23 protein-coding genes and 4 pseudogenes are annotated in these 21,163 nt (G+C 72.0%); 11 read left to right on the top strand and 16 right to left on the bottom strand.

The genetic code is table 11. The annotated features are described in order from the left end of the window. Nucleotides 1-43: 43 nt before the first annotated feature. The 3 genes from JNW87_RS12730 to JNW87_RS12720 all read right to left on the bottom strand — a co-directional run bounded on the left by JNW87_RS12730 (nucleotide 44) and on the right by JNW87_RS12720 (nucleotide 1,570). Nucleotides 44-481 (bottom strand): hypothetical protein, encoded by a 438-nt coding sequence (locus JNW87_RS12730; RefSeq protein ID WP_146231112.1) that lies wholly within the window; start codon nucleotides 479-481, stop codon nucleotides 44-46. Nucleotides 482-581: 100 nt separating this feature from the next. Continuing rightward, nucleotides 582-1,325, bottom strand: a complete 744-nt coding sequence (locus JNW87_RS12725; RefSeq protein ID WP_238453737.1) for a hypothetical protein — start codon at nucleotides 1,323-1,325, stop codon at nucleotides 582-584. After that, nucleotides 1,322-1,570, bottom strand: coding sequence for a hypothetical protein (locus tag JNW87_RS12720; protein WP_238453736.1), 249 nt, complete (start codon nucleotides 1,568-1,570; stop codon nucleotides 1,322-1,324). The genes JNW87_RS12725 and JNW87_RS12720 overlap by 4 nt, the downstream gene beginning before the upstream one ends. A 354-nt stretch (nucleotides 1,571-1,924) precedes the next feature. Here JNW87_RS12720 and rsmD point away from each other — a divergent pair. The 7 genes and pseudogenes from rsmD (at nucleotide 1,925) to rnc (ending at nucleotide 6,298) form a co-directional block, all read left to right on the top strand. Further along, nucleotides 1,925-2,487, top strand: a pseudogene (gene rsmD, locus JNW87_RS12715) (16S rRNA (guanine(966)-N(2))-methyltransferase RsmD). After that, complete coding sequence (gene coaD, locus JNW87_RS12710; RefSeq protein WP_109800827.1) at nucleotides 2,484-2,972, top strand: pantetheine-phosphate adenylyltransferase; 489 nt, start codon at nucleotides 2,484-2,486, stop codon at nucleotides 2,970-2,972. Before rsmD ends, coaD begins: the two are co-directional and overlap by 4 nt. A gap of 145 nt (nucleotides 2,973-3,117) precedes the next feature. Continuing rightward, on the top strand, nucleotides 3,118-3,615 hold the full coding sequence (locus JNW87_RS12705) for a hypothetical protein (protein ID WP_109800826.1): 498 nt from the start codon (nucleotides 3,118-3,120) through the stop codon (nucleotides 3,613-3,615). Nucleotides 3,616-3,723: 108 nt separating this feature from the next. After that, complete coding sequence (locus JNW87_RS12700; protein WP_238453735.1) at nucleotides 3,724-4,287, top strand: DUF177 domain-containing protein; 564 nt, start codon at nucleotides 3,724-3,726, stop codon at nucleotides 4,285-4,287. A 5-nt stretch (nucleotides 4,288-4,292) separates the two neighbouring features. Beyond that, the gene (gene rpmF / locus JNW87_RS12695; protein ID WP_088963525.1) at nucleotides 4,293-4,466 is read left to right on the top strand and encodes a 50S ribosomal protein L32; all 174 of its coding nucleotides are present in this window, start codon (nucleotides 4,293-4,295) and stop codon (nucleotides 4,464-4,466) included. 111 nt (nucleotides 4,467-4,577) lie between these two features. Continuing rightward, nucleotides 4,578-5,549 carry a phosphate acyltransferase PlsX gene (locus JNW87_RS12690; RefSeq protein WP_238453734.1) on the top strand — a complete coding sequence of 324 codons (972 nt, stop codon included), beginning with the start codon at nucleotides 4,578-4,580 and terminating at the stop codon, nucleotides 5,547-5,549. Beyond that, the gene (rnc, locus tag JNW87_RS12685; protein ID WP_238453733.1) at nucleotides 5,546-6,298 is read left to right on the top strand and encodes a ribonuclease III; all 753 of its coding nucleotides are present in this window, start codon (nucleotides 5,546-5,548) and stop codon (nucleotides 6,296-6,298) included. Before JNW87_RS12690 ends, rnc begins: the two co-directional genes overlap by 4 nt. Here rnc and JNW87_RS12680 read toward each other — a convergent pair. Next, complete coding sequence (locus tag JNW87_RS12680; protein ID WP_109802963.1) at nucleotides 6,244-6,696, bottom strand: GNAT family N-acetyltransferase; 453 nt, start codon at nucleotides 6,694-6,696, stop codon at nucleotides 6,244-6,246. The two genes, rnc and JNW87_RS12680, sit on opposite strands and share 55 nt — an antisense overlap. Nucleotides 6,697-6,768: 72 nt before the next feature. Here JNW87_RS12680 and JNW87_RS12675 point away from each other — a divergent pair, with 72 nt between their 5' ends. Further along, complete coding sequence (locus tag JNW87_RS12675) at nucleotides 6,769-7,281, top strand: potassium channel family protein (RefSeq protein ID WP_109802964.1); 513 nt, start codon at nucleotides 6,769-6,771, stop codon at nucleotides 7,279-7,281. Here the strand turns inward: JNW87_RS12675 and JNW87_RS12670 are convergent. Further along, complete coding sequence (locus JNW87_RS12670; RefSeq protein ID WP_236648100.1) at nucleotides 7,208-8,776, bottom strand: alpha/beta hydrolase; 1,569 nt, start codon at nucleotides 8,774-8,776, stop codon at nucleotides 7,208-7,210. The genes JNW87_RS12675 and JNW87_RS12670 overlap by 74 nt on opposite strands. Before the next feature lie 55 nt (nucleotides 8,777-8,831). Then, on the bottom strand, nucleotides 8,832-9,944 hold the full coding sequence (locus JNW87_RS12665) for an ATP-dependent DNA ligase (RefSeq protein ID WP_109802965.1): 1,113 nt from the start codon (nucleotides 9,942-9,944) through the stop codon (nucleotides 8,832-8,834). Nucleotides 9,945-10,079: 135 nt separating this feature from the next. On the opposite strand from JNW87_RS12665, the gene JNW87_RS40605 reads away from it, so the two are divergent. Further along, nucleotides 10,080-10,292 (top strand): hypothetical protein, encoded by a 213-nt coding sequence (locus JNW87_RS40605; protein WP_109802966.1) that lies wholly within the window; start codon nucleotides 10,080-10,082, stop codon nucleotides 10,290-10,292. Nucleotides 10,293-10,343: 51 nt separating this feature from the next. On the opposite strand, the pseudogene JNW87_RS40600 reads toward JNW87_RS40605, so the two are convergent. Next, a pseudogene (locus JNW87_RS40600) lies at nucleotides 10,344-10,837 on the bottom strand (GNAT family N-acetyltransferase). A gap of 83 nt (nucleotides 10,838-10,920) precedes the next feature. On the opposite strand from JNW87_RS40600, the gene JNW87_RS12650 reads away from it, so the two are divergent. Continuing rightward, entirely contained in the window at nucleotides 10,921-11,439 is a 519-nt protein-coding gene (locus JNW87_RS12650) for a DUF1990 family protein (RefSeq protein WP_109802968.1), read from the top strand. 20 nt (nucleotides 11,440-11,459) lie between these two features. Here JNW87_RS12650 and JNW87_RS12645 read toward each other — a convergent pair whose 3' ends face one another. The 3 genes and pseudogenes from JNW87_RS12645 to JNW87_RS12640 all read right to left on the bottom strand — a co-directional run. Then, nucleotides 11,460-12,374: a DNA-3-methyladenine glycosylase gene (locus JNW87_RS12645; protein WP_109803003.1), complete on the bottom strand. Its 915-nt coding sequence runs from the start codon at nucleotides 12,372-12,374 to the stop codon at nucleotides 11,460-11,462. Nucleotides 12,375-12,426: 52 nt separating this feature from the next. Beyond that, a complete protein-coding gene (locus JNW87_RS39455) occupies nucleotides 12,427-12,954 on the bottom strand; it encodes a CDP-glycerol glycerophosphotransferase family protein (RefSeq protein ID WP_309233945.1) in 528 nt (175 codons plus the stop codon). An 89-nt stretch (nucleotides 12,955-13,043) separates the two neighbouring features. Continuing rightward, nucleotides 13,044-15,917 (bottom strand): annotated as a pseudogene (locus tag JNW87_RS12640) (glycosyltransferase); the annotation flags it as partial. 527 nt (nucleotides 15,918-16,444) lie between these two features. On the opposite strand from JNW87_RS12640, the gene JNW87_RS12635 reads away from it, so the two are divergent. Beyond that, on the top strand, nucleotides 16,445-17,410 hold the full coding sequence (locus JNW87_RS12635) for a CDP-alcohol phosphatidyltransferase family protein (RefSeq protein WP_109803004.1): 966 nt from the start codon (nucleotides 16,445-16,447) through the stop codon (nucleotides 17,408-17,410). A gap of 46 nt (nucleotides 17,411-17,456) precedes the next feature. Here JNW87_RS12635 and JNW87_RS12630 read toward each other — a convergent pair whose 3' ends face one another. The 6 genes and pseudogenes from JNW87_RS12630 to JNW87_RS12605 form a co-directional block, all read right to left on the bottom strand. Further along, the gene (locus JNW87_RS12630) at nucleotides 17,457-18,482 is read right to left on the bottom strand and encodes an endonuclease/exonuclease/phosphatase family protein (protein ID WP_109802970.1); all 1,026 of its coding nucleotides are present in this window, start codon (nucleotides 18,480-18,482) and stop codon (nucleotides 17,457-17,459) included. A 139-nt stretch (nucleotides 18,483-18,621) separates the two neighbouring features. Then, the gene (locus tag JNW87_RS12625) at nucleotides 18,622-19,281 is read right to left on the bottom strand and encodes a hypothetical protein (RefSeq protein ID WP_109802971.1); all 660 of its coding nucleotides are present in this window, start codon (nucleotides 19,279-19,281) and stop codon (nucleotides 18,622-18,624) included. Nucleotides 19,282-19,486: 205 nt separating this feature from the next. Continuing rightward, nucleotides 19,487-19,783 carry a hypothetical protein gene (locus JNW87_RS12620; protein ID WP_238453732.1) on the bottom strand — a complete coding sequence of 99 codons (297 nt, stop codon included), beginning with the start codon at nucleotides 19,781-19,783 and terminating at the stop codon, nucleotides 19,487-19,489. Next, nucleotides 19,780-20,274, bottom strand: a complete 495-nt coding sequence (locus JNW87_RS12615) for an anti-sigma factor (RefSeq protein ID WP_238453731.1) — start codon at nucleotides 20,272-20,274, stop codon at nucleotides 19,780-19,782. Before JNW87_RS12615 ends, JNW87_RS12620 begins: the two co-directional genes overlap by 4 nt. Further along, on the bottom strand, nucleotides 20,271-20,969 hold the full coding sequence (locus tag JNW87_RS12610) for a sigma-70 family RNA polymerase sigma factor (RefSeq protein WP_109802973.1): 699 nt from the start codon (nucleotides 20,967-20,969) through the stop codon (nucleotides 20,271-20,273). Before JNW87_RS12610 ends, JNW87_RS12615 begins: the two co-directional genes overlap by 4 nt. A gap of 83 nt (nucleotides 20,970-21,052) precedes the next feature. Then, a pseudogene (locus JNW87_RS12605) lies at nucleotides 21,053-21,163 on the bottom strand (spermine synthase); the annotation flags it as partial.

Raw genomic sequence — 21,163 nt, 5'->3', positions numbered from 1 at the left:
CCGGCTCTGCCGGGGCAGCACCCCTGCGTACGGATGGACCAGCTCAGGTCGCCGGGCAGGTCTGCGCCAGGTCGAATGTTCCGTCGGTGCCGGTGATCAACGCCGTGGCGTTGGTGAGGGCGAACGGATTCACCAGCTCGCCGGTCGACGACAGGCCGGCTGGCGTCCTGATCCACGCCCTGTCGCCGACGATCGCACGGTCAGCGGCGGGCGTGGTCGTGATGATCTCCGTGACGGGGCCACCCTCCGTGGCGAACTCGATGGTCAGTGAGATGAAGCTGCCCTGCTGCGCCGCAGCCGGCAGGGCGAAGACCCAAACGTCCTCGGCCTGGAACGGGCCACCACCGAGGTTCGGGTCGCACACGTGAGTGCCGAACGCGGCCGCCGTCGTGCCGGTGTCCGCCGGATCGATGTTGATCGTCGTGCCACCCCCAGCCGACGCTGGTGCGGCAAAGCCCAGACTGATCACGGCGGCCAGCATGGTGGCCCCCGCGAGGCGGGTGAATGATGGTTTGGCCAACTGAATCCCCCCCAGATAGTGGACTTCTGTTAACAGCTCGTGAAGTGGGGCGCGACCGATGTCAGGTAACCACGGATGACGGATGCCGATTGCCGGAACCCAGCTCTTCCCTCGGGGGCCAGAGGTCGGTGACGTCGTCCAGGCCGTCGGCCCTGGGGGTGACGGTCAGACCCTCGACGGCCTTGAACGTCGCGGTCCTGGTCTCGCCCGGCTTCACGACCAGCGTCTGCGCGTCGCCCTTGTTCGGGGTGAGCGTGACCGTCACGGTCTTGCCGTCCTTCGGGTTCTCGACCTGGAAGATCAGCGCATCGCAGGTCATCTTGATGCTGCCGGTCGGCTCACCCGGCGCGACGCAGTCCTTGGCCGTGGCGGGCTTGGCGTCGAAGATGGGCGCCTTCTGCCCGGCCTCGGTTACCGTGATCCTGGCGGCGTTGCGGGCCGGCACGGTGATCGTGGTGTCCTTGCCGGCCGTGACGGTCGCGGTCTTCGTGAAGCCGTCGGTGCCGGTGACGGTGAACGCGGCGTCCCTGGTCGCCTCGGCGCCGTTCTCCAGCTTCACCGCGACGTCGCCGTCGCAGTCCGCGGTCACGGTGGCCTTCGGGTTGGCGGCAGCCGGCGGCGGGGTCACCACCTTGTCGCAGCTCTCGCTGAACTTGATGGACGCGCTGCTGTCGTCCTTCTCGTTCCACTCGTTGTCCCACTGCGCCTTCACGGTCAGCGAGGCCTCGGTGGCGTCGCCCGAGAGGCGGGCCTTGCCGACCACGGGCGTCGACACCGGGTGCGGGTAGACACCGGGCTCGCTCACCGCGATGCCGTCGACGTGAACGGGGTGGCTGTCCCGTTCACCACGCTGGTGGCCTCGGCCTTGGCGAACCGGTAGTTGTGCACGCCTTCGGGGGCGTTGTTGTTGACGGTCCAGGTCGTGACCCACTCGCCGGCGGCGGTGTCGCACTCTGCGGTGACCTTGACCACGCTGTGGTGCGCGCTGGCCGGGCTGACCAGGGTCAGGGCGCCGGCGATGCCGATCAGGGTGCTTGCGGTCACCGCCATGACATGGCGGTACGGGGATTTGAGACGGTTCACGCCTTCTCCTGACGAGGGATGTCGGGGGGTGGTCCCGGGAGGCGGAACGATCACCACCTGCCGTCCGGCGCGACCTGTTCCGGCGCCCTCCCGGCGCTGCGTGCCGGTTGCGGAGCGCGGCACGCCGGGCGACTTTATCGATGAGTCGTGAATCGGGAACGGCCCTGGGATCAATTAACAATGATGTTGTCCATTCGAGATCATTGATGGACTCTCCGTGTCGGGCGGATCACGACAGCCGCCCGTCGCCGCCGGGGATCGTTCGGTGGTTCGCCCCGATCGACCGTCGCGTAGCGTCAGCACCATGTGCAGGAGCAGACGGTGACCCGGATCGTGGCCGGGACGCTCGGCGGCCGACGCATCGCCGCGCCGCCCGGCGCCGGCACCCGGCCCACCTCCGACCGGGTCCGGGAGGCCCTGTTCAGCGCGGTGCAGGCGGAGGTGGACCTGGGCGGGGCCCGCTTCGCCGACCTCTACGCGGGCTCCGGCGCGGTCGGGCTGGAGGCGCTGTCCCGGGGCGCTCGGCACGTGCTGCTGGTCGAGTCCGACCCCCGGGCCGCCCGGGTGATCCGGGAGAACGTCGCCGCGCTGCGGGCCGCCCCGGCCGCCCGCCTGGTCACCGGTCGGGTCGCCACCGTGCTCGCGGCCGGCCCTGACGGTGACCCGTACGACGTGGTCTTCGCCGACCCGCCGTACGCCGTACCCGACGAGGAGATCACCGCGATGCTGGCCGCGCTCGCCGACGCGGCTGGCTGGCCGCGGACGCCCTCGTGGTGGTGGAGCGGTCCAGCCGTTCCGGACCGGTCACCTGGGTGGAGGGCATCACGTCCGAGCGCAGCCGCCGTTACGGCGAGACCACCCTTTGGTACGGTCGCCGATCATGAGACGTGCGGTCTGTCCCGGCTCCTTCGATCCGGTCACCAACGGACACCTCGACATCATCGGCCGGGCCAGCCGGCTCTTCGACGAGGTGATCGTCGGCGTGCTGATGAACCAGTCGAAGCGTGGCCTGTTCACCGTCGAGGAGCGGATCGACATGCTCCGCGAGGTGACCTCCTCGTACGACAACGTGCGGGTCGAGTCGTTCCGCGGGCTGCTGGTGGACTTCTGCCGGGCCCAGCAGGCGAGCGTGCTGATCAAGGGCCTCCGGGCGGTCAGCGACTTCGACTACGAGCTGCAGATGGCCCAGATGAACATCGGCCTGGCCGGCGTGGAGACGCTCTTCATGCCGACCAACCCGCTCTACTCGTTCCTCTCCTCGAGTCTGGTCAAGGACGTCGCCAAGTGGGGCGGGGACATCTCGTCGCACGTGCCGGACGTGGTCCGCGAGCAGCTGCGCGCCCGGCTGGCCCCGGGGCAGCCCGGCTGACCCGACCGCCGGCGCCCGGCGCGACGCGCCGGCCCGGCGCGGATGGGCCACCTGTCGCCCGCGCACGACATCATTGGTGGAGCGGGAACCCGGCCGCAGCCCGCATCATGTAGGTCGGCCGAAGAACGACAGGAGTGAGGTACCGGTGGACCCGCTCGATCGCATCGACGAACTGATCGCCATGGTGGAGCAGGCCCGCTCCGTCCCGATGTCGCGCAACAACTGCATGGTCGACCGGGGCGAGATGATCGGCGCCCTCGACGAGCTGCGCGCCGAACTCCCCGCCGACCTGCGCCGGGCCGCCGCGCTGCTGGAGGAGCGCGACAAGATCATGGAGGCCGGCAAGCGGGAGGCCGACCGGATCATCAGCGAGGGTGAGGCGGAACACGCCCGCCTGGTCTCGGTGAACGAGATCACGGTCTCCGCCGAGCACGAGGGCGCCCGGATCATCGCCGAGGCCCGCGCCGAGGCCCAGCGCCTCCGTGACGAGGTGGACGACTACGTCGACACCGCGCTGGCCAACTTCGAGCAGTTCCTCACCCGGGCGCTCGCCTCGATAGAGCGCGGCCGGGACAAGATGCACGCTTTGCGGGAGATCGGCACCTTCGCTGGGGACGAGGCGGATCGCCCGCTACCCTTCTGAGCGGCACCCCGGCAGCCGACAGGCGGGGTGCGCCCCGCCCCGGTTCGACGGTCGGGTGCTCGTCCAGGTAACCTTTTTTGTCGGCCTCTCACCGGCCGGAGTCTAACTATGCCCAAACACTCGCCTTCATCACTCAACCCCAGGTCGCCGCTGGTCCTCGACACGAGGGACCTGCCGCGTCGGCCTGGTGCGTTGCGTACCGTCAAGCGGGTCGTGCCGGCACCGGCGGACCTCGGCGTGGAGTTGATCGGCGTGCCGGAGGGCGCGGATCTCGACCTCGACCTGAGGTTGGAGTCGGTGTCCGAGGGCGTGCTCGTCTCCGGGACCATCACCGGTCCCGTCAAGGGCGAGTGCGGCCGTTGCCTGCGCGAGATCAACGACTCGGTGGTCGTGAACGTCCAGGAGCTGTACGCGTACGAGAACAGCACCACGGACACCACGACCGACGAGGACGAGGTGGGCCGGATGCAGGACGATCTGATCGACCTGGAGCCGGCGCTGCGGGACGCGGTGGTGCTCACACTGCCGACCAACCCGCTCTGCCGGGAGGACTGCCCAGGGTTGTGCCCCGAATGCGGGGTGCACTGGGACGATCTGCCGGCCGATCACAGCCATCAGCAGATCGACCCGCGTTGGGCGGGCCTGTCGCAACTGACCCGTAAAGAGGAGTAAGAACCGTGGCCGTCCCGAAGCGCAAGATGTCGCGCAGCAACACCCGGTCCCGCCGGGCGAACTGGAAGGCGGCCGTGGTCGCGACCGTGGCCTGCCCGCAGTGCAAGTCGGCGAAGCTGCCGCACGCCGCCTGCTCCGTCTGCGGCACCTACAACGGCCGCCAGGTTCTCGAGGTCTGACCTGGACGCCGAGTGACGCCCCCGACCGCGGGTCGGGCGGCGCGCGCACCCTGGCAATCGCCCGGTGCCCCGGCTCCCTCCACCGCCGGCCGTGCAGCGGCCGGCGTTCCGGTGGAGCCGGGCACCGCGCGGATCGCCGTTGACCTCCTCGGCGGGGACGACGCTCCCGCCGTCGTGGTTGACGGCGCTCTGCGGGCCGTGCGCGCCGACCCTGACCTGCATCTGCTGCTCGTCGGTCCGACCGAGGTCGCCGGCGGGCTGATCGACGCCCTCGATCCGGCGCAACGCGCCCGGGTCGCGGTCCGGCCGGTCCGGACCGCGGTCGGCATGGCCGACCATCCCACCGCCGCCCGCGAGCACAGCACCGTCCGCGCCGCCGTCCACGCGGTACGCGAGGGGCTCGCGGACGCGCTCGTGTCCGCCGGTTCGACCGGCGCCACCGTCACCGCCGCCGTGCTCGGCTTCGGGCGCTGGTCCGACGTCCGTCGGCCGGCTCTGGTGGCCACCCTGCCCGCGGTCGCCGGCCCGGTGGTGCTGCTGGACGTCGGCGGCGCCCTGGAGCCCCGCCCGGCCACCCTCGCCCGGCACGCCGTCCTCGGCGCGGCCTACGCCGCCGTGGCGCACGGCGTCGCCGAGCCCCGGGTCGGCCTGCTCTCGGTCGGCACCGAGGCGGGCAAGGGTGACTGGCTGCGCCGGGCCGCCGATCCCGCGCTGGCCGCGGTGCCGCTGCCCGGCGGCGCCCGCTACGTCGGCCTGGTCGAGGGGTACGACGTCTCCCTCGGTGTGCGCGCCGATGTGGTGGTCACCGACGGGTTCACCGGTAACGTGCTGCTCAAGGCGATCGAGGGCGCGTACGCGATGGCCGGCGGTCCGCCCGCCGGTGGCGGCGCCCCCCGGGCGGCCGCCCTGCTCGGCGTGGCCGGCACGGTGGTCGTGTGCCACGGCGCGGCCCGGCCCGACGACGTCGCCTCCGGCATCGCCCTCGCCGCCCACCTGTGGCGGCGCGGGGCCACCGAACTGATCTCCGGCCTGCTCGATGGCATTCCGCAGGATTCCGCACACGGCAACGAGGTAGTGCAATGACCAACGACAAGCGGCGGCGCGCTCACATCAGCCACCTGGAGGCGGCCTTCGGGGTGTCGCTCGACCCGGAACTGCTGGAGCGCGCGCTCACCCACCGTTCGTACGCGTACGAGAACGGCGGCCTGCCCACCAACGAGCGGTTGGAGTTCCTGGGCGACTCGGTGCTCGGCGTGGTGATCACCACGGCGCTCTTCAACAACCACCCGGACCTGCCCGAGGGGCAGCTCGCGAAGCTGCGGGCCAGCGTGGTGAACATGCGCGCCCTCGCCGACGTGGCGCGCGGCCTCGGCCCGGACGGGCTCGGCGCGTACCTGCTGCTGGGCAAGGGCGAGGAGAGCACCGGCGGCCGGGACAAGGCGAGCATCCTCGCCGACACCCTGGAGGCGCTGCTCGGCGCGATCTACCTCCAGTACGGCCTGGACACCGCGGCCCTCGTGATCCACCGGCTGTTCGACCCGCTGATGGCCGAGTCGGCCGGCCGGGGCGCCGCCCTGGACTGGAAGACCAGCCTCCAGGAGCTGACCGCCGCGCTGGGGCTGGGCGTGCCGGAGTACCGGATCGAGGGCACCGGCCCGGACCACCTGAAGACCTTCACCGCCTGGGTGGTGGTCGCCGGCAACCGGTACGGCGGCGCCGAGGGCCGGAGCAAGAAGGAGGCCGAGCAGCGGGCCGCCGAGTCGGCCACGGGAAACGGTCAGAGTGGCAGCTTCATCCCCTCGTGGCTGGCCACGAAACCGAGGTTGCGGTAGAAGCGGTGCGCGTCCGCCCGGGTCTTGTCCGTGGTGAGCTGCACCAGCGCGCAGCCGCGCTGCCGGGCCTGGTCGATGGCCCAGGTCATCATCTGCCGGCCGAGGCCCCGGCCGCGCAGGTCCGACCGCACCCGCACCGACTCGATCAGCGACCGTTCCGCGCCGTGCCGGCCCAGCCCCGGGATGTACGTGATCTGCATGCAGCCGAGCAGTTCGCCGCCGGCGTCCGCGACGACCAGGTGGTTGCGCGGGTCGGCGTCGATCTCGGCGAACGCCTTCTCGTACGCGTCGTCGACCTCGGTGAAGTCGCGGGCCTTGCCCAGCACGTCGTCGGCGAGCAGGGCGATGACGGCGGGCAGGTCGGCCCGGACGGCGTCCCGGAAGATCACGTCGGTCATGCCGGCAGCCTGGCACAGCGACGCCGGCCGATGTGCGGGCGTGGGTTGCCGGCACCGGGCAGCATGTGCGCCATGAAGCTCCTGCTGCTGCCGTTCCGGTGGATCTACCGAGGTCTCGTCTGGTTCGCCAACTCGCCGCGGACGCTGATCATGTCGTACCTGCTGATGATCGTGGTGGCAGGGGTGCTCTACAGCCACGCGGAGCGCAAGAGCGCCGCCGACTCGGTGTGGTGGGCGGTGGTCACCGCCTCCACCGTCGGGTACGGCGACATCTCGCCCAGCACCACCGAGGGGCGAGTCCTCGCCGCGCTGCTCATCTCCACCATGGTGCTGCTGGTCATCCCACTGATCACCGCGCACTTCGCCAGCCGGCTGATCGTCGACGACGACGCCTTCGAACACGACGAGCAGGAGGAGCTCAAGGCCGACGTGCGCCGGATGCGCGCGCTGCTGGAGGAGCTGGCCACCCGGCAGGGCATCGAGGTGCCCGAGCCGGAGCGCCGCGAGCCGCTCAACGCGCCGGGCAGCGCAGCCCCTCTCTGGGAACGGTCAGCGAGATCAGGTAGGCGTCGACGGCGGTGGTGACGCAGGCGGTCTGCGGGTACGCGGTGTGCCCCTCACCCTCCCAGGTCAGCACCCGGCCGACGCCGAGCATCGAGGCCAGCGCGGCGGTCTGCTCGTACGGGGTGGCCGGGTCGCCGGTGGTCCCGACCACCACGATCGGCGGCGCCCCCACGGCCTTGCCGGTCGGGTACGGGTCCCGCTGGCCGGGCCACTCCACGCAGCCCAGCATGCCCACGGCCAGCGCCGGACCGAAGAGCGGGTACTTCTGCCGCCACTGCGACTGCAGCTGGCGGATCTGCTCCCGGCTGGGCTTCTCGGTCTCGTCGGCGCAGTTCACCGCCAGATTGGCGTCGAAGAGGTTGGAATAGTGCCCGTCGTCCTCGCGGCCCGCGTACGCGTCGGCGAGCTTGAACACCCCGGCCGGGTCGCCGGCCTGGAGCTGGTCGATCGCCCGGGCCAGCTCCTGCCACCCCGACTCGGTGTAGAGCGAGGAGATGACCGCGTAGAAGACCCAGCCCGCGGTGGCCTCCCGCCCGTCGGTGCCGCGGACCGGGGAGACCTTCGCCTTGTCGATGGCGGCGGTGACCGCGCCCCGGGCGTCCGGGGCGATCGGGCAGCGGCCGGCGTTCGCGGCGCACCACCGGTTGAAGTTGCCGAACGCCCGCTCGAAGCCCTTCGCCTGGCTCTCCGACCCGGCGATCAGCTTCTGCTGCGGGTCCACTGCGCCGTCGAGCACCAGGGCCCGCACCCGGTCCGGGTAGAGCTGGGCGTAGGTCGCGCCGAGCAGCGTCCCGTACGAGTAGCCGAGGTAGGTGAGCTTCTCGTCGCCGACCGCCGCGCGGACCGCGTCCATGTCCCGCGCGGCCTGCTCGGTGCCGTAGAGCGGGAGCTGGTCGCCGTACCGGTCGCCGCAGCGCTGCCCGATCCGCTTGTTGAGGTCGACGAAGCCGTCGAACGCCGCCTGGCTTTGCGGGTCGGGGTCGTAGCCGAAGCTGGCGTCCAGGTCGGCGTCGGGGATGCACTTGACCGGGCTGGACCGCGCCACCCCGCGCGGGTCGAAGCCGACGATGTCGAAGCGGTCGGTCACCGCGGCCGGCAGCCCGCCGAACGCCGAGCCGAAGGAGAGGTAGACCGCGGTGTCCACGCCGGACGCGCCGGGGCCGCCCGGATTGACCACCAGCGACCCGATCCGGTCGTGCTGCTTGTTCGACCGGATCCGCAGCAGGGCGATCTCGAAGTTCTCCCCGGTGCCCGGCCCGACGGTCGCGCCGGTCGGGGCGCCGCTGCCCCAGTTGCGCGGCACCAGGACCCGCGCGCACTCGTAACGCATGCCCGAGGCGCCCCGGCCGACCAGCTCGTCCGGCACCTCCGGGCAGGCCCGCCAGGTCGCCGCGCTGCCCGGGGCGGCCGCTTCGCCCTGACTCTCGGTCCGCGGGGCGAACGCCGGCAGCGTGCAGCCGGCGGTGACCACCACCGCCGCGGCGAACCCGCCCAGGGCGAGCCGGGCGCGGCGGATCCGGTCGGAGTAGCGGGTCACGTGGGAGCCTTCCGTGATCGGGTCGACGGCCAGGCTACGCCGGGCCCGAGGCACTGCCGACGGTCGCCGCCGGGTCCCCGCGCAGCACCTGGTCCACGTCGTAGCGGACCGGGCGCTCCAGCTGGTCGTAGCGGCAGGAGCGGGGATCGCGGTCGGGCCGCCAGCGGACGAACTGGGCGGTGTGCCGCAGCCGGTCGCCCTCCATCGCGTCGTAGCCGACCTCGACCACCAGCTCCGGGCGCAGCGGCTCCCACTCGAGGTTCTTCGTGCCGGTCCACCGGCTCACCCCTCCGGGAATGCGCTGGCCCCGCTCGTGGTCGCCGTGCACCCACGGGTGGTCGCCGGCCACGTCCCGGTACGGCTCCAGCTCGGTCAGCAGCTCCTTGCGGCGGGCCGCGGTGAACGAGGAGCTGACCCCGATGTGGTGCAGCACCCCCGCGTCGTCGTAGAGGCCGAGCAGCAGCGAACCGACCACCGGACCGGACTTGTGCCAGCGGAAGCCAGCCACCACCGCGTCCGCGGTGCGGGCGTGCTTGACCTTGAACATCAGCCGCTTGCCCGGCTCGTACGGCAGGTCGGCCGGCTTGACGATCAGGCCGTCCAGCCCGGCGCCCTCGAAGACGTCGAACCAGCGGCGGGCGGTCTCGGGGTCGGTGGTCACCTGGGTGACGTGCACCGGCGGGTGGACCTTGGCCAGCGCCTGCTCCAGCCGGGCCCGGCGGTGCGGGTAGGGCTGGTCGAGCAGGGCCTCGTCGTCGATGGCCAGCAGGTCGAAGGCGACGAAGTCGGCCGGGGTGGTCTCGGCGAGCAGCTTGACCCGGGAGGCCGCCGGATGGATGCGCTGGGCGAGCAGCTCGAAGTCGAGCCGGGGCTGGCCGCCCGGGCCGTCCCGGCGGATCACGATCAGCTCGCCGTCGACCGCGCACCGCTCCGGCAGCTGCGCCCGCGCCTGCTCGACCACCTCGGGGAAGTAGCGGGTCATCGTCTTGCCACCGCGGCTGGCCAGCTCGACGGAGTCACCGTCCCGGAAGATGATGCAGCGGAACCCGTCCCACTTCGGCTCGTACGTCATGCCGGGGGCGGTGGGGAGTTGGGGCACGCTCTTGGCCAGCATCGGCTCGACCGGGGGATTGATCGGCAGGTCCACGGCGACCAGTCAATCAGACAGGGCCGACAGCCGTGAGGCAGATCACCGCCGGTGCGGGGCGGCGTGTCCCCGCTCGGGCCCGTTCGTCATCGGCGTGCGGATGATGAAACCGCAGGTCAGAGCTAGTTTCGCCGGGTGCGGGAGTGGGTGTGCGGCTGTTGCGGGCGCTGGCGGGTCAGCGTGGAGCTGATCCGGGGGCGGTACCGCTACCGGTTGGCGCACCGCTACCGGCCGGAGTTCGGCGGCGGCGTGAACGTCGTCGGCGAGGTCTCCTCGGTCGCCGAGCTGGAGGAGTTGCTGCGCCGGCACGCCCCGGTCGGCCTGGCCGACCTGCGCGAGGCCGCCTGAGCCCCGGCGCCCGGCGACCCCCGCCGCCGGCAGCCGGCGGAGCCGACCGGCTCAGCGGTCGCTGCGCGCGGGGCTGACCAACGCCTTCTCCAGCACGGCCAGCCGGATGCCGTGCGGGTCCGGCCGGTGCGCCACGATCCGGTAGCCGTGCCGGTCGTACAGCCGCAGGTTCTCCGCGCTGTCCGCGCCGGTGAACAGGGCGCACGGTCCGCCCGCCCCGCGCAGGCCGTCTCGATCGCGGCGAGCAGCCGGCCGCCCACGCCCCGGCCGTGCTGGTCCGGGGCCACCGAGAGCCGGCCGACGTGCGCGGTGCCGCGGTCGAACTCGGCCCGCACCGAGCCGACCAGCCGGTGGCCGGCCCGGGCGACCAGCACCGTCGCGGCGCCGGCCAGCACGGCGCGCACCTCGTCGAGGGTCTCGGTCAGCGGCGGGAGGAACGGGTCGCCGTAACGCTGCGCCTCCACCAGGTACGCGGCGCGCTGCACGGTGAGGATCTCGCCGGCGTCCGCGACGCCGGCCGGGGCGATGGTCACCTGCTCGGTCACCCACCCAGCCCACCACAGCCGCCCGCGACCGCGCCGGGCGGCCCACCCGCGCCGGTCGTACGCTGTCGGCGTCCGACTCGACGATGGGGGTGCGTACCGTGCCGGAGCTGACCTACCCGGACGTGGGCGCCACCCGCGAGGGTCCGCTGCCGCCCGGCTGGCGGCATGTCCGGCACCGGGTCCGGCTGCCCGCGGAATCGTTCACCGCCGCCGGCGCGGCCGTCCTCGGCTGGCGGCTGCACCGGGCGGCCGGCATCCGGATCGAGGCGGACGCGCCGCGGGCCGCCCCCGGGGTCCGGGTCGTCTCCCGCCTGGGCGTCGGGCCGCTGCGGCTCGCCGCGCCGTGCGCGGTGGTCTGGGCCGTCGACGACGAGCGGCGGGCCGGCTTCGGGTACGGCACGCTGGCCGGGCACCCGGCGCGCGGTGAGGAGGCCTTCGTGGTCACCCGGGACTCCTCCGGCGCGGTCTGGTTCGAGGTACGCGCCTTCAGCCGTCCGGACCGGTGGATCATGCGCGCCGCCGGGCCGCTCGGCCGGGCCTTCCAGCGCGGGTACGCCTGGTGGCTGGGCCGCACCCTGCGCCGTCTCTGCGCCGACGGCTGACGCCGCCCCCAGGGCGGGGGTCAGAAGCGGGCGAAGGAGCGGATCGGGGCGCGCGGGCCGTAGCGCGGGGCGTGCACGCCGTTTGCCTCCAGCAGCAGGCAGACCCGCCCCCGATGGCCGCGGAACGGCTCCAGCAGCGCCAGCATCCGGGCGTCGTCCCCGCGCGGCTCGCCCGCGAGGGCCCAGGCCACCGTGTTCGGGATGTGGTAGTCGCCGACGCTGACCGCGTCCGGGTCGCCGTACGCGATCCGCACCACCTCGGCGGCGGTCCACGGGCCGATGCCGGGGATCGCGGTCAGCCGGCGGGTGGCCTCCTCGGCGTCCGCGCAGCGCTCCAGCCGGTCGGCGGCGGCGGCCGCGCGGCGCAGCGTCTCGGCCCGCCGCTGTTCCACCCCGAACGGGTGGAAGACCCAGTACAGGGTGGCGGCCACCGCGGCCGGCTCCGGGGGCAGCAGCAGCGGTTGCAGGGGCCCCGGCGCCGGCTCGCGGAAGTGCCGCACGGTGGCCGCGTACGCCCGGTAGGCCTCCTTGCCGGTGACCTTCTGCTCGAAGACGGCCCGCAGCAGCCGGGGGAAGACCTGGCCGGTGGCGGGCATCCGCAGCCCGCCGTGCTGGGCGGCGAGCCGGGCCACCACCGGGTGCGCGGCGGCGAGGTCGGCGAAGCCGGTGAGGTCGTCGCGGAGTCCGGCCACCGCGTCCGCCCGGTCGACCACCCAGCCGGCGCCCGGTCCGTACCCCTCGGCGACCAGCTCGCCGGCGGTCGGCCGCAGCGTGAGGGTGGCCGGTCCGTCCGGGGTGCGGGTGGCCCACCAGAAGGTGCCGGCGGCGATCCGGGCGCACGGGTCGTACGGGCTGAAGGTGAGCGCCCGCACCGAGGCGGTCAGTCGGTAGCCGGCCGGCGGGTGCAGCGTCCGGCTCGCGGCGGGGAGGGTCACCCCGCCACTCTGCCACGCCGGGTGCACCGCCGGATTCCGGCCCGATGGGCGGTCAGTTCAGGAGTCGTTCGATGACCCGGGAGGTCGCCTTTCCGTCGTCGAGGTCGCAGAAGCGGCGGACGAAGGCCCCGTAGCGCTCCCGGTACCGGTACTCCTCGAACTGGGTGAACCGGACCGCGTCAATCACCTCTGCCGAGGTGGCGAGGAGCGGTCCGGGGGCTTCCGCCTCGAAGTCGAAGTAGAAGCCGCGTAGCCGGTCCCGATAATGCTCGAGGTCGTACGTGAAGAACAGCATCGGCCGCCCGGTGTTGGCGAAGTCGAACATCAACGACGAGTAGTCGGTGATGAGGATGTCGGCCAGGGCGAGCAGGTCGGCAACGTCTGGGTACCGGGACACGTCCCACACGAACCCGTCACCGACGTTCGGGATCTCGTCGACCACGTTGGGGTGCCGGCGGATGAGCAGGACGTGATCGTCCCCCAGCTTCCGGCGCGCGTCCTCGAGGTCGAGATGGAGGCTGAGCTTGTAGCGACCCATTCCGTGGAACTCGTCGTCGCGCCAGGTGGGTGCGTAGAGCACACTACCTTCTTGCCGGCCGGCAGCCCGAGGCGCTGCCGCACCTTCTCCGCCACCGCTTCCCGGGACAGGTAGAGCACGTCGTTACGTGGGTAGCCGGCCTCGAGGATCTCACCCTGGTAGCGGAACGCCCGGCTGAGGATGGGCGTGCTGAACCGATTGGGCGAGACGAGGAAGCTCCAGTGCGGCACCTCCTTCTCCACCCGGCTCAGGTAGCTGCGGTCCGCGTGCCGGACCTCCGTGACGTCGAAACCGATCCGCTTCAACGGCGTTCCGTGCCACAACTGCGCCACGGTCTGTCCGGGTGCCCGCTGGAACCAGTCGGGCAGGTGAGTGTTGGTGACGATGTAGCGGCAGGACGCCAGCGCCTCATACCACTCGGTCCCGCCGTGGCGAACGGCGCGGGCCGTCGGGGGAAGGCTGACCTGGCCATCCCGGACCACCCAGAGATGCTCTGCCGGGCCCACGCCACGCGCGATCATCTCCTCGTGCACCGCACGGGGGCTGTCGGAGTACTGGCGCCCGCTGAAGCTGTCGAAGAGGACCGCGTCGCGGCGGGGACGGGAGCGCATGGCGCGGTACCGTTCGCGGAGCCGCTTGCGGTAGAAGGCGCCCTGCTCGTCGGGCCGCAACATGGAGCCGGCGTTCAGCGCGGCGCTCTCGGCTCCGGTGCCTTCGAGCGCGAAGGCACGACCGTGGATCTCGGTCTTCGCCGGCAGTTGCCGCAGCACCGCCTCGGCGAAGGTCAGGTTCGTGAGTGCGAGTGATCCGTCCGATCCGACCTCGCACAGCGCGTCCCAGACGCCCGGCCGAAGCTCGACGGTGCCGCCGAACAACTCCAGCGACCTCGGCGCGAGAACCGCCCGCCAGGTGTCCCCCTCCGTGGTCACCGCGATTGACCTGCGCTCGCCGGCGCCCCGCAGTCGAAGCGTGATCCGCGGCTCGCCCAGCCGTCCGTCGTGGTCGCCCCGCAGGAGGAGCAGACCGTCATCGGTCCACCTCGCCTCGGTGACGATCGGAGCGGCTGAGCGGGCGCACAGCCACACGTACCCGGCACCGCTGGACCGGATGTAGACGTCCCGTCCGCGGTAGCGGTTCCGTGCCTGGGTCAGGTTCTCGTCCGCGATGAGGTGCACGACCTTCTTGCCGCCGCTGTAGAGCGCGATCTCGATCCGCCAGCGGTCCATCGCCGCACCCGGCGGCGGTGCCCAGGCCCGCGTCGTCGGATCGGGAAAGAGGATGGCCAGGGGTACGACCGCCCGGAAGGACGTCCACGAGCCGGACTGTTCCCCGAAGGTCGCCGGCACCCAGTGCTCGGGCACCCCGGGTGCCCGGCTCAGGCGTATCCGACCCGCGACGGGTGACGGACCGTTGATTTCACCCCTGATCTCCAAGGTCTCGTCGGTCATGACGCAGTTGGTGACCCGCGCCCGCACCGTCTCGACCCGCAAAGAGACTTCCTGGCTGCGGGCCACCGGGACGATTCGGACGCCGTCGTCGACGTACCGCGGCGGAAACGAGACGGAGTTGGGATCGACGCCCAGTTTGACCAGGCTCTTCCGCGGGCCGGTACGGCCGACGACACCCACCGCCAGTCGCCACACGCCCTCGACCCATTTGCCGTCCTTCTTCAGGGCCGCCGGGTCCAGCACGGTCTCGAAACCGGACCATTCGTAGCTGCAGTCGCCCTGCTTGGACTCGGTTGTCGCATCGGGACACCGGCGCGGGCGCACCGGAAGCATGATGGCGCGGCGGGTCTTCTTCTCTCGCAGCCAGAGCAGCCGGACGGAACTCCACGGATGCGCCGAGGGGACGCCGTCCACGAAGGCATGGCCCCGGAGCACGATCCCGCCGTCCCGCCAGGAAATGTCGTGGACCTTGCTCTGCACCGGTGGATCGCCCAGCCGGTACAGCTCCCGGGGCACGCCCGCCTCGGGGTCGTCGAGCAGGGGCAGTGCCGCGTAGCGGCGCAGTCCCCGCATCGTCGTCGGCACCGGCATACCGCCGCGCGTGGCGAGCGCCACCTCGATCAGCTCCCGCGTCCTGCGCTGCCGCCCCAGATGCCACTGCACCCGGTACTTCGCCGGCAGGTCCGCCAACACCCGGGGGTCGACACGGTCGAGAAAGTCGTTCGCGCGGTCGAGGAACGCCGCCCGGAAGTCGTCATCCGCATCGGGAAGCGCGCGCAGGACCAGGGCGAGGTCGTCGACCAGCGCGTTGGCGTCATAGGCCCGTTTCAGGCCCTGCTGACGGTGTTCGGCCAGGAACCGGCTCACCCGGTCGACGGCCGTCAGCCGGTCGGAGACCGTCGCCCAGTCCGTCGTCCGCTGCGTGATCGAGGCTTCCCCCGTTTCCCGTCGGCGCCAGTAGTAGACAGGGACGTTGAGCACGTCGACCGTCGTCGCCATGGCGTGCGCCAGCACCGCGACCGGCACGTCCTCGAAGACCACCCCCTCCGGGAAGACGAGACCGTGCTCGTCCCAGAAGCGGCGGCGGAAGACCTTGTTCCAGACGGTGCGGTCCTTCAGCAGCGGCCGGTGCTTGGAGACGTGGGTACGCAGTTTCGTCTCGGGGAAGATCTTGGCGTGCATCGGGGATCGGGTGGCGCCGCGGGAGGTGAACTGGCGTACGTCACCGCAGACGAAATCGGATCCGGTGCGTTCCAGGCAGGCGATCGCCAGGGTGTAGGCGTACGGCGGAAGCAGGTCGTCGCCGTCCACGAAGGCGAGGTAGACCCCGGTGGCCGCGCGGATGCCGGTGTTGCGGGCCTGGCCCGGCCCTCCCTCGGCCTGCCTGATGAGCCGGAATCTGGGGTCTCGGGCCGCGAAGTCGGCGGCGATCTCCGCGGTGCGGTCCGTCGACCCGTCGTCGATGACGATCACCTCCAGATTGCGGTAGGTCTGACCGGCGATCGAGTTCAGGCACTCCGGCAGGAACGACTCGACGTCATGGGCGGGTACGACCACACTGAGCAGGGCGCCGGAGCTCACTGGTTCACCCCCACGCCGCTGGCGGGATGAACGCTGCCCCACGCCCCGCGGAGGGCCTCCACCCTCGTCCGCCCAGCCTGCCTTGGAACATCCATCGCGCCGTACTCCCCGTTTGACCACCGCCGTCGCGCGCGGTGGCGTTGCGATTACCGATACACCTGTTCGGTGCCTAGGCGAAGACCACCACAGTGGATGACCGTGAGTTGACGCACGGTGCCCATGCCCCCGACGGCCGGAACGCTAACACCCAATGAACGGGCAGCAAATCCCCCGGTCAGGTCGGTTGTCCGGCGGAGGGTCGGACGCGACCCGGTCGCCTGCCCACGTACGCTGTGCGACCTCAACTTCCGTGATGTTCGTCGGTGGGCGCTCGGGGTTCACCCGCTCAAACGGTAAGTGACAGGTTCGGTACATTCGGCGGCCCGGGCGGCGGCGGTCCCTGGGGTAAACTCCTGCCGAATTTCTGGTGTGGGGCGAGGAAACGGGGCGACATGGCTGGCGGCTTGACAGTGGCGGAGGTGCAGGCCCGCACCTACAAGGACCGCGACTCCTGGTGGACGGTCTTTCTCGTCGACCCGCTCGCCTCGCGGCTGGTCTGGCTCGTTGCTCGCTACCCCTCGGTGACGCCCAATCGACTGACCGTCACCGCTCTCCTGCTCGGCCTCGGTGCCGCCGCGGCCTTTGCCGCGGCTACCCCGCAGTGGTTGATCGTCGGCGCAGTGATCTTCCACCTGAGCTTCGTGGTCGACTGCATGGACGGCAAGGTGGCCCGGCTCAATGGCAACGGCAGCCTCTTCGGCGCCTGGCTGGACTACATCCTCGACCGGGTCCGGGTGCTCGTCTGCACGGTCGCGCTCATGGGTGGCCAGTACCAGGCCACGGGGGAGCCGATCTTCCTGGTGGTCGGCGGCGGCATCGTCTTTCTCGACATGTTCCGGTACCTGAACGCGCTGCATCTGTCGAAGGTCAAGACCGAGATGCGTCGGGCCCTGGCGGAGAAGATCGAAGCGTCGCCGGATCTGACGGCGGTGTTCGCTCCGGACTACGCCGACGTGACGCTGGAAAACGTCGATCCGAGCGTGGTGGCCATCCACACGCGCCCCGAGTTGGTGATTGAGCGGGAGTTCCGCTCGCGTTTCACCGTGTTCACCGGCCTCCGCGACCTGCTTGTTCGCGCGCGGGTTCGGGCGCATCTGGTGAGCGGCATCGAGTTTCAGATGGCGGTCTTCATCATCGGTCCACTGGCCGGTGCCGTCCTCGCCGTCTCTGTGGTTGCCGGTGCCCTGCTGCTGGCCTTCGAGTTCGCCCTCATCTACAAGCTGTGGTTGTTGACCACCTCGTTCACCCGCTACGACAGAGCTCTCGGAGCCGGGGCCGCAGCCAGCGAACCAGTCTCTGCCCCGAACGTCGCCTGGGCGTCGGTGCCGATGCCGTCGCCGGGCAGGGAAGGGGCCGACGCGCCTCGATAGCCACCCGGGCGGCGCGTCGCTCACCGTTGGGGCCGGCCCTCGACCGTCAGGCGCCGGTCGGCTCCGAGTGCAGGCGGTAGTGCGCCGCCAGCATCCGGTGGTCGGAGAGCCGCGTCGGTATCGCCTGGCAGCCGAGTGGCTCGATCCCTGGCCCGGACAAGATGTAGTCGATCTTGGCGGCGCCGAACGTGGCCTGCGTCCTCCCCGCGTCGCAGTCGACGCCCTCGTCGTAGAGCGGCTGCAGGATGAGCTGACGGCCACCCGTCACGGTCGTTGCCGGCGGGGTGTTGAAGTCGCCGCCGACGATGGTGGAATAGCCCAGCTCCCGGCCCTTGCGAACCTCGGCGGCGAGCCTCGCCGCCTGCGCGGCGCGGATCTCGCCACCGGGATCCTGTTCCGACGTCGACAGGTGCGTGCCGCAGACCTGGAGCCGGGGCGAGCGCAATCGGACGCAGACCGCCAACCGTTGCTCCACCCACTTCCTGCCCTTGGGCGCGGGCGACGGGAGCTGGACGAGCCATGACCCTCCGACGGGCGACACACCGGGGTCGACCCCCGCGCGGGATGTCCGTACGGCCACCGCCTGGCCGTACCGGCCCCCGTTCTCTCCGCAGGTGGCCGGCCTGGTCACCCCGGTGCCGCGCCTGACCGACGCCGTCGTGGCCTGGCGGAAGTACAGCGTCCAGCCGGCGCCGAGGCTGCTCTCGAGCGTGGGCAGCAGGTCGGCGCACACCTCCTGAAGCAGCAGCACGTCGGCCGACCGGGCCCACGCCGCCTCGCCGATGGCGGCGGCGAGCTGCCGGTGGTGGCCACCGGCGGGACACCGCCACTCAGCCTTGGAGCAGACGTTCCAGGTGAGCACCGTGAGCGGGATCGGTGGGGGCGCTGGGGACGCGCGCGCCACGGTCGCGCCCCGGTCGTCCACGGACCAGCGCACGGCCGCTGCCGCGCCCGCCGCGCCGAGGAGGGAGCCGGTCAGCAGGAGCGCGATCGGCAAGGAGATCGTACTCCGCATCGCCGCCACGCCGCCCCTCTCCCGGATGTCGACGGCGTGGTGCTGTCGCCTGGACATCCCGTGTCGTCGCCGCCGGTGGTTCCTCAGACTACCGGTCTGCGGACCAGCGCTGCCGGCGCCGGCGTCCAGGTTCACGACGGTGGCCGGCCGCGCCCTCCCCGGCTGCGACCGGCCACCGTGTCCGTGCGGTGCGGGATCAGTACGAGTACCCCGAGCTGCCGCCGTCAGAGCTGCCCGAGTCACCCGACGCGGGCGGGGCGACCGCCTTCGGCGTGCCGGTGGGCAGGCAGGTCAGGTTCTTCTTGCCGTTCGGGTCGACCACGAACCAGGTGCCGCCGACGCCCTGGCCCTTCCACTGGCCCGGCTTCTTGTCGCCGATGTAGCGGTAGACCGGCCAGCCGCCGATGGTGATCTGCCGGGTGCCGTCCTGCCGCGTGACCGTGCCGACCTTGTCGTCGGAGACGCCCTGGAGCTGCGGGTTGCCGTCGGTCAGCGCGGGCGGCCAGACCTGGGCGCACTTGTCCACGCAGTTCGACGACGGCGGGTCGGCGGAGTCCTTGTCGAAGCGGTAGAGGATCCAGCCGTCCTGGTCCATCACGACGTTGCCCATTCGGGGCACCTTCTTGCCGACCAGTTGGTCGGTGAGCCGGACGTCCGCCGGCGGCGCCTGCTCGGTGGTGGGGGCTTCCGCGGTCGCGGAGGCCTCCGGTTCGGCCGCCGGGGTGGGTTCGGCCGCGGCGACGGCGACCGGCTCGGCCGCGCTCGAGTTCGCCCCGTCGTAACCCGCGGGAGCGCAGGCCGTTAGTGCGACCATCGCGCTCGCGACGATGACGGTCGTCCGCTTCAGGTGTGCCACGTGCCCTCCTCATTCTTGGCAGTTCACCGGGTAGTACGGGTGGTCCGCTGTCAAGGTTGAAGGGGAAAGGGTGCTCCATTTCACAGTGGATCGATTGAACCGATCCGCGCCCGGACCCGTACGGGAGCACGTCGGGTCCGCCCCCGCCGCGCACGCCGTAGCGGCGCCGGGCGATGTCGCTGCCGGGCGCCGCTGTCGGGGCGGATCAGAGGTCGGCCACCGTCACCAGCGGACTGGCGACGCCGTTCACGTCGACCGACTGCACCTGGATCTTCTCGATGTCCGGCAACCCGGCCGAGGTGGACGCGCTCAGCTCCAACGGGAGCTGATTGGTGCTCGTCCCGTAGCCGCCGCCCGGCACCGACCAGGTCGAGACCACCTCGCTGGTGGCGTTCTTCCGGATCACCACCAGCCGGCAGGTGCGCGGCCCGGGCAGCCTGGTCAGCTGAAGATCGATCTTGGTGCCGTACTCCTTCGAGGCGACCCACATCGTCGTCTTCACCCCGGTGGCCGGATCAGTGGCGTTGTGCTTCTCGCCCTCCTGCTCGTTGCCGCCGTGCCCGGGTCGCCCGGATCGGACGTCGGGTCGGCCGGGGGGCCGGTGACCGGCGTGGTCAGGGTCGGCTCGGCCTGCGGGATCCGCTCCCCGTCGCCGCCGCCCGTCAGGCCGGCGACGCCGACGCCGCTCAGGCCGCCGAAGACCACCACCGCCGCCGCCGTGGCGAGGAGCCGCCGGACCCGGGTACGCCGGCGGTGCAGCCGCACCGCCACCAGCGTCCGGTCCAGCAGGGCCGGGTCGGTCCGGGTCTGTTCCAGCGCGGTCATCGTCTCGCCGTCGATGCCGGAGAGCAGCCCCACCACGGGGACCATGGTCTCCAGCTCCGCGGCGCACGCCCAGCACGTGGCGAGGTGCTCCTCGAACCGTTCGGTGTCCTGCTGATCGAGCACGCCGAGCGCGTACGCGGCCACGTCCATGTGGTCTGCCCGGCTCATTCCGTCACCCCCCGTTCCTGCAGAGCCGTGCGCAGCGCGCGCAGCGCGTAGTAGACGCGCGACTTGGCGGTGCCGAGCGGAAGGCCCAGCTCCTCGGCCGCCTCCGGCACCGTCCGGCCCCGGAAGTACGTCGCCACCAGGATCTCCCGGTGGGACTGGCTCAGGGTACGCAGCGCGTCGGCGACCGTCATCGTGCGCAGTACCCGGTCCGTGCTGTCCGCCTCGGCGAACGCGGTCAGGTCCCGGTCGTACGTCTCCGCCGGGCGGGCCTGCTCGCTGCGATGCTCGTCGATGGCGATCCGCCGGGCCACGGTGACCAGCCAGGGGCGCAGCGACCCCTGGCCGTGCGTGCCCAGCCGGTGCGCGTTGCGCCAGGCGCGCAGCAGCGTCTCCTGGACGATGTCCTCGGCCCGCTGCCGGTCACCGCCGGTCAGCCGCATCACGAACATCAGCAGCGGGCCGGCGTGCTCCGCGTAGAGCAGCCGGATCAGCTGGTCGGAATGACTGGCCTCAGGGGACGCCGCCTGGTGGCGCCCGGGCGCCGGTCGTGGCGTCACCGGGTCATTCTGGCGATCGGCGGGGCGGCCGTCGACCCCACGGCCCGCACTCGACGCACGCGACTGGGGCTGCGCCCGGGCGAACATCCACTCGGGCCGCGCCACCTCGCCGTGCCAGCCGGCCGCCACCGCATGCATGCAGACCTCCGGGTGTCCAATGACATCAGCCGGCCCCCCACGGGCATGGCCGCCCGTGGATACGGAGTGGCCCGCTCAGCGGATCAACGGCGCACGGAAAAAATTCCGGGCGGGGGTGGGGTGGAGGCGGTGGCATCCGCGTCGCGGACCACACCGGCGCCGCCGGCGAACCGGTCCAGCTCCTCGCCGCCAGC

Source organism: Micromonospora sp. ATA51 (assembly GCF_016802855.1).
GTDB lineage: Bacteria > Actinomycetota > Actinomycetes > Mycobacteriales > Micromonosporaceae > Micromonospora > Micromonospora sicca.
Note: the sequence above shows the minus strand (reverse complement) of the source record. Positions and strands in the feature narration are given on the sequence as shown.

What these genes read in the sequence shown, in the direction of transcription:
- JNW87_RS12675 (WP_109802964.1), top strand. Translation starts at nt 6,769, where the DNA reads ATGAAGCTCCTGCTGCTGCCGTTCCGGTGGATCTACCGAGGTCTCGTC.
- coaD (WP_109800827.1), top strand. Translation starts at nt 2,484, where the DNA reads ATGAGACGTGCGGTCTGTCCCGGCTCCTTCGATCCGGTCACCAACGGA.
- JNW87_RS12615 (WP_238453731.1), bottom strand. Translation starts at nt 20,274, where the DNA reads ATGAGCCGGGCAGACCACATGGACGTGGCCGCGTACGCGCTCGGCGTG.
- JNW87_RS12630 (WP_109802970.1), bottom strand. Translation starts at nt 18,482, where the DNA reads ATGTCCAGGCGACAGCACCACGCCGTCGACATCCGGGAGAGGGGCGGC.
- JNW87_RS12730 (WP_146231112.1), bottom strand. Translation starts at nt 481, where the DNA reads ATGCTGGCCGCCGTGATCAGTCTGGGCTTTGCCGCACCAGCGTCGGCT.
- JNW87_RS12680 (WP_109802963.1), bottom strand. Translation starts at nt 6,696, where the DNA reads ATGACCGACGTGATCTTCCGGGACGCCGTCCGGGCCGACCTGCCCGCC.
- JNW87_RS12700 (WP_238453735.1), top strand. Translation starts at nt 3,724, where the DNA reads ATGCCCAAACACTCGCCTTCATCACTCAACCCCAGGTCGCCGCTGGTC.
- JNW87_RS12720 (WP_238453736.1), bottom strand. Translation starts at nt 1,570, where the DNA reads ATGGCGGTGACCGCAAGCACCCTGATCGGCATCGCCGGCGCCCTGACC.
- rnc (WP_238453733.1), top strand. Translation starts at nt 5,546, where the DNA reads ATGACCAACGACAAGCGGCGGCGCGCTCACATCAGCCACCTGGAGGCG.
- JNW87_RS12610 (WP_109802973.1), bottom strand. Translation starts at nt 20,969, where the DNA reads ATGCATGCGGTGGCGGCCGGCTGGCACGGCGAGGTGGCGCGGCCCGAG.
- JNW87_RS12650 (WP_109802968.1), top strand. Translation starts at nt 10,921, where the DNA reads ATGGGGGTGCGTACCGTGCCGGAGCTGACCTACCCGGACGTGGGCGCC.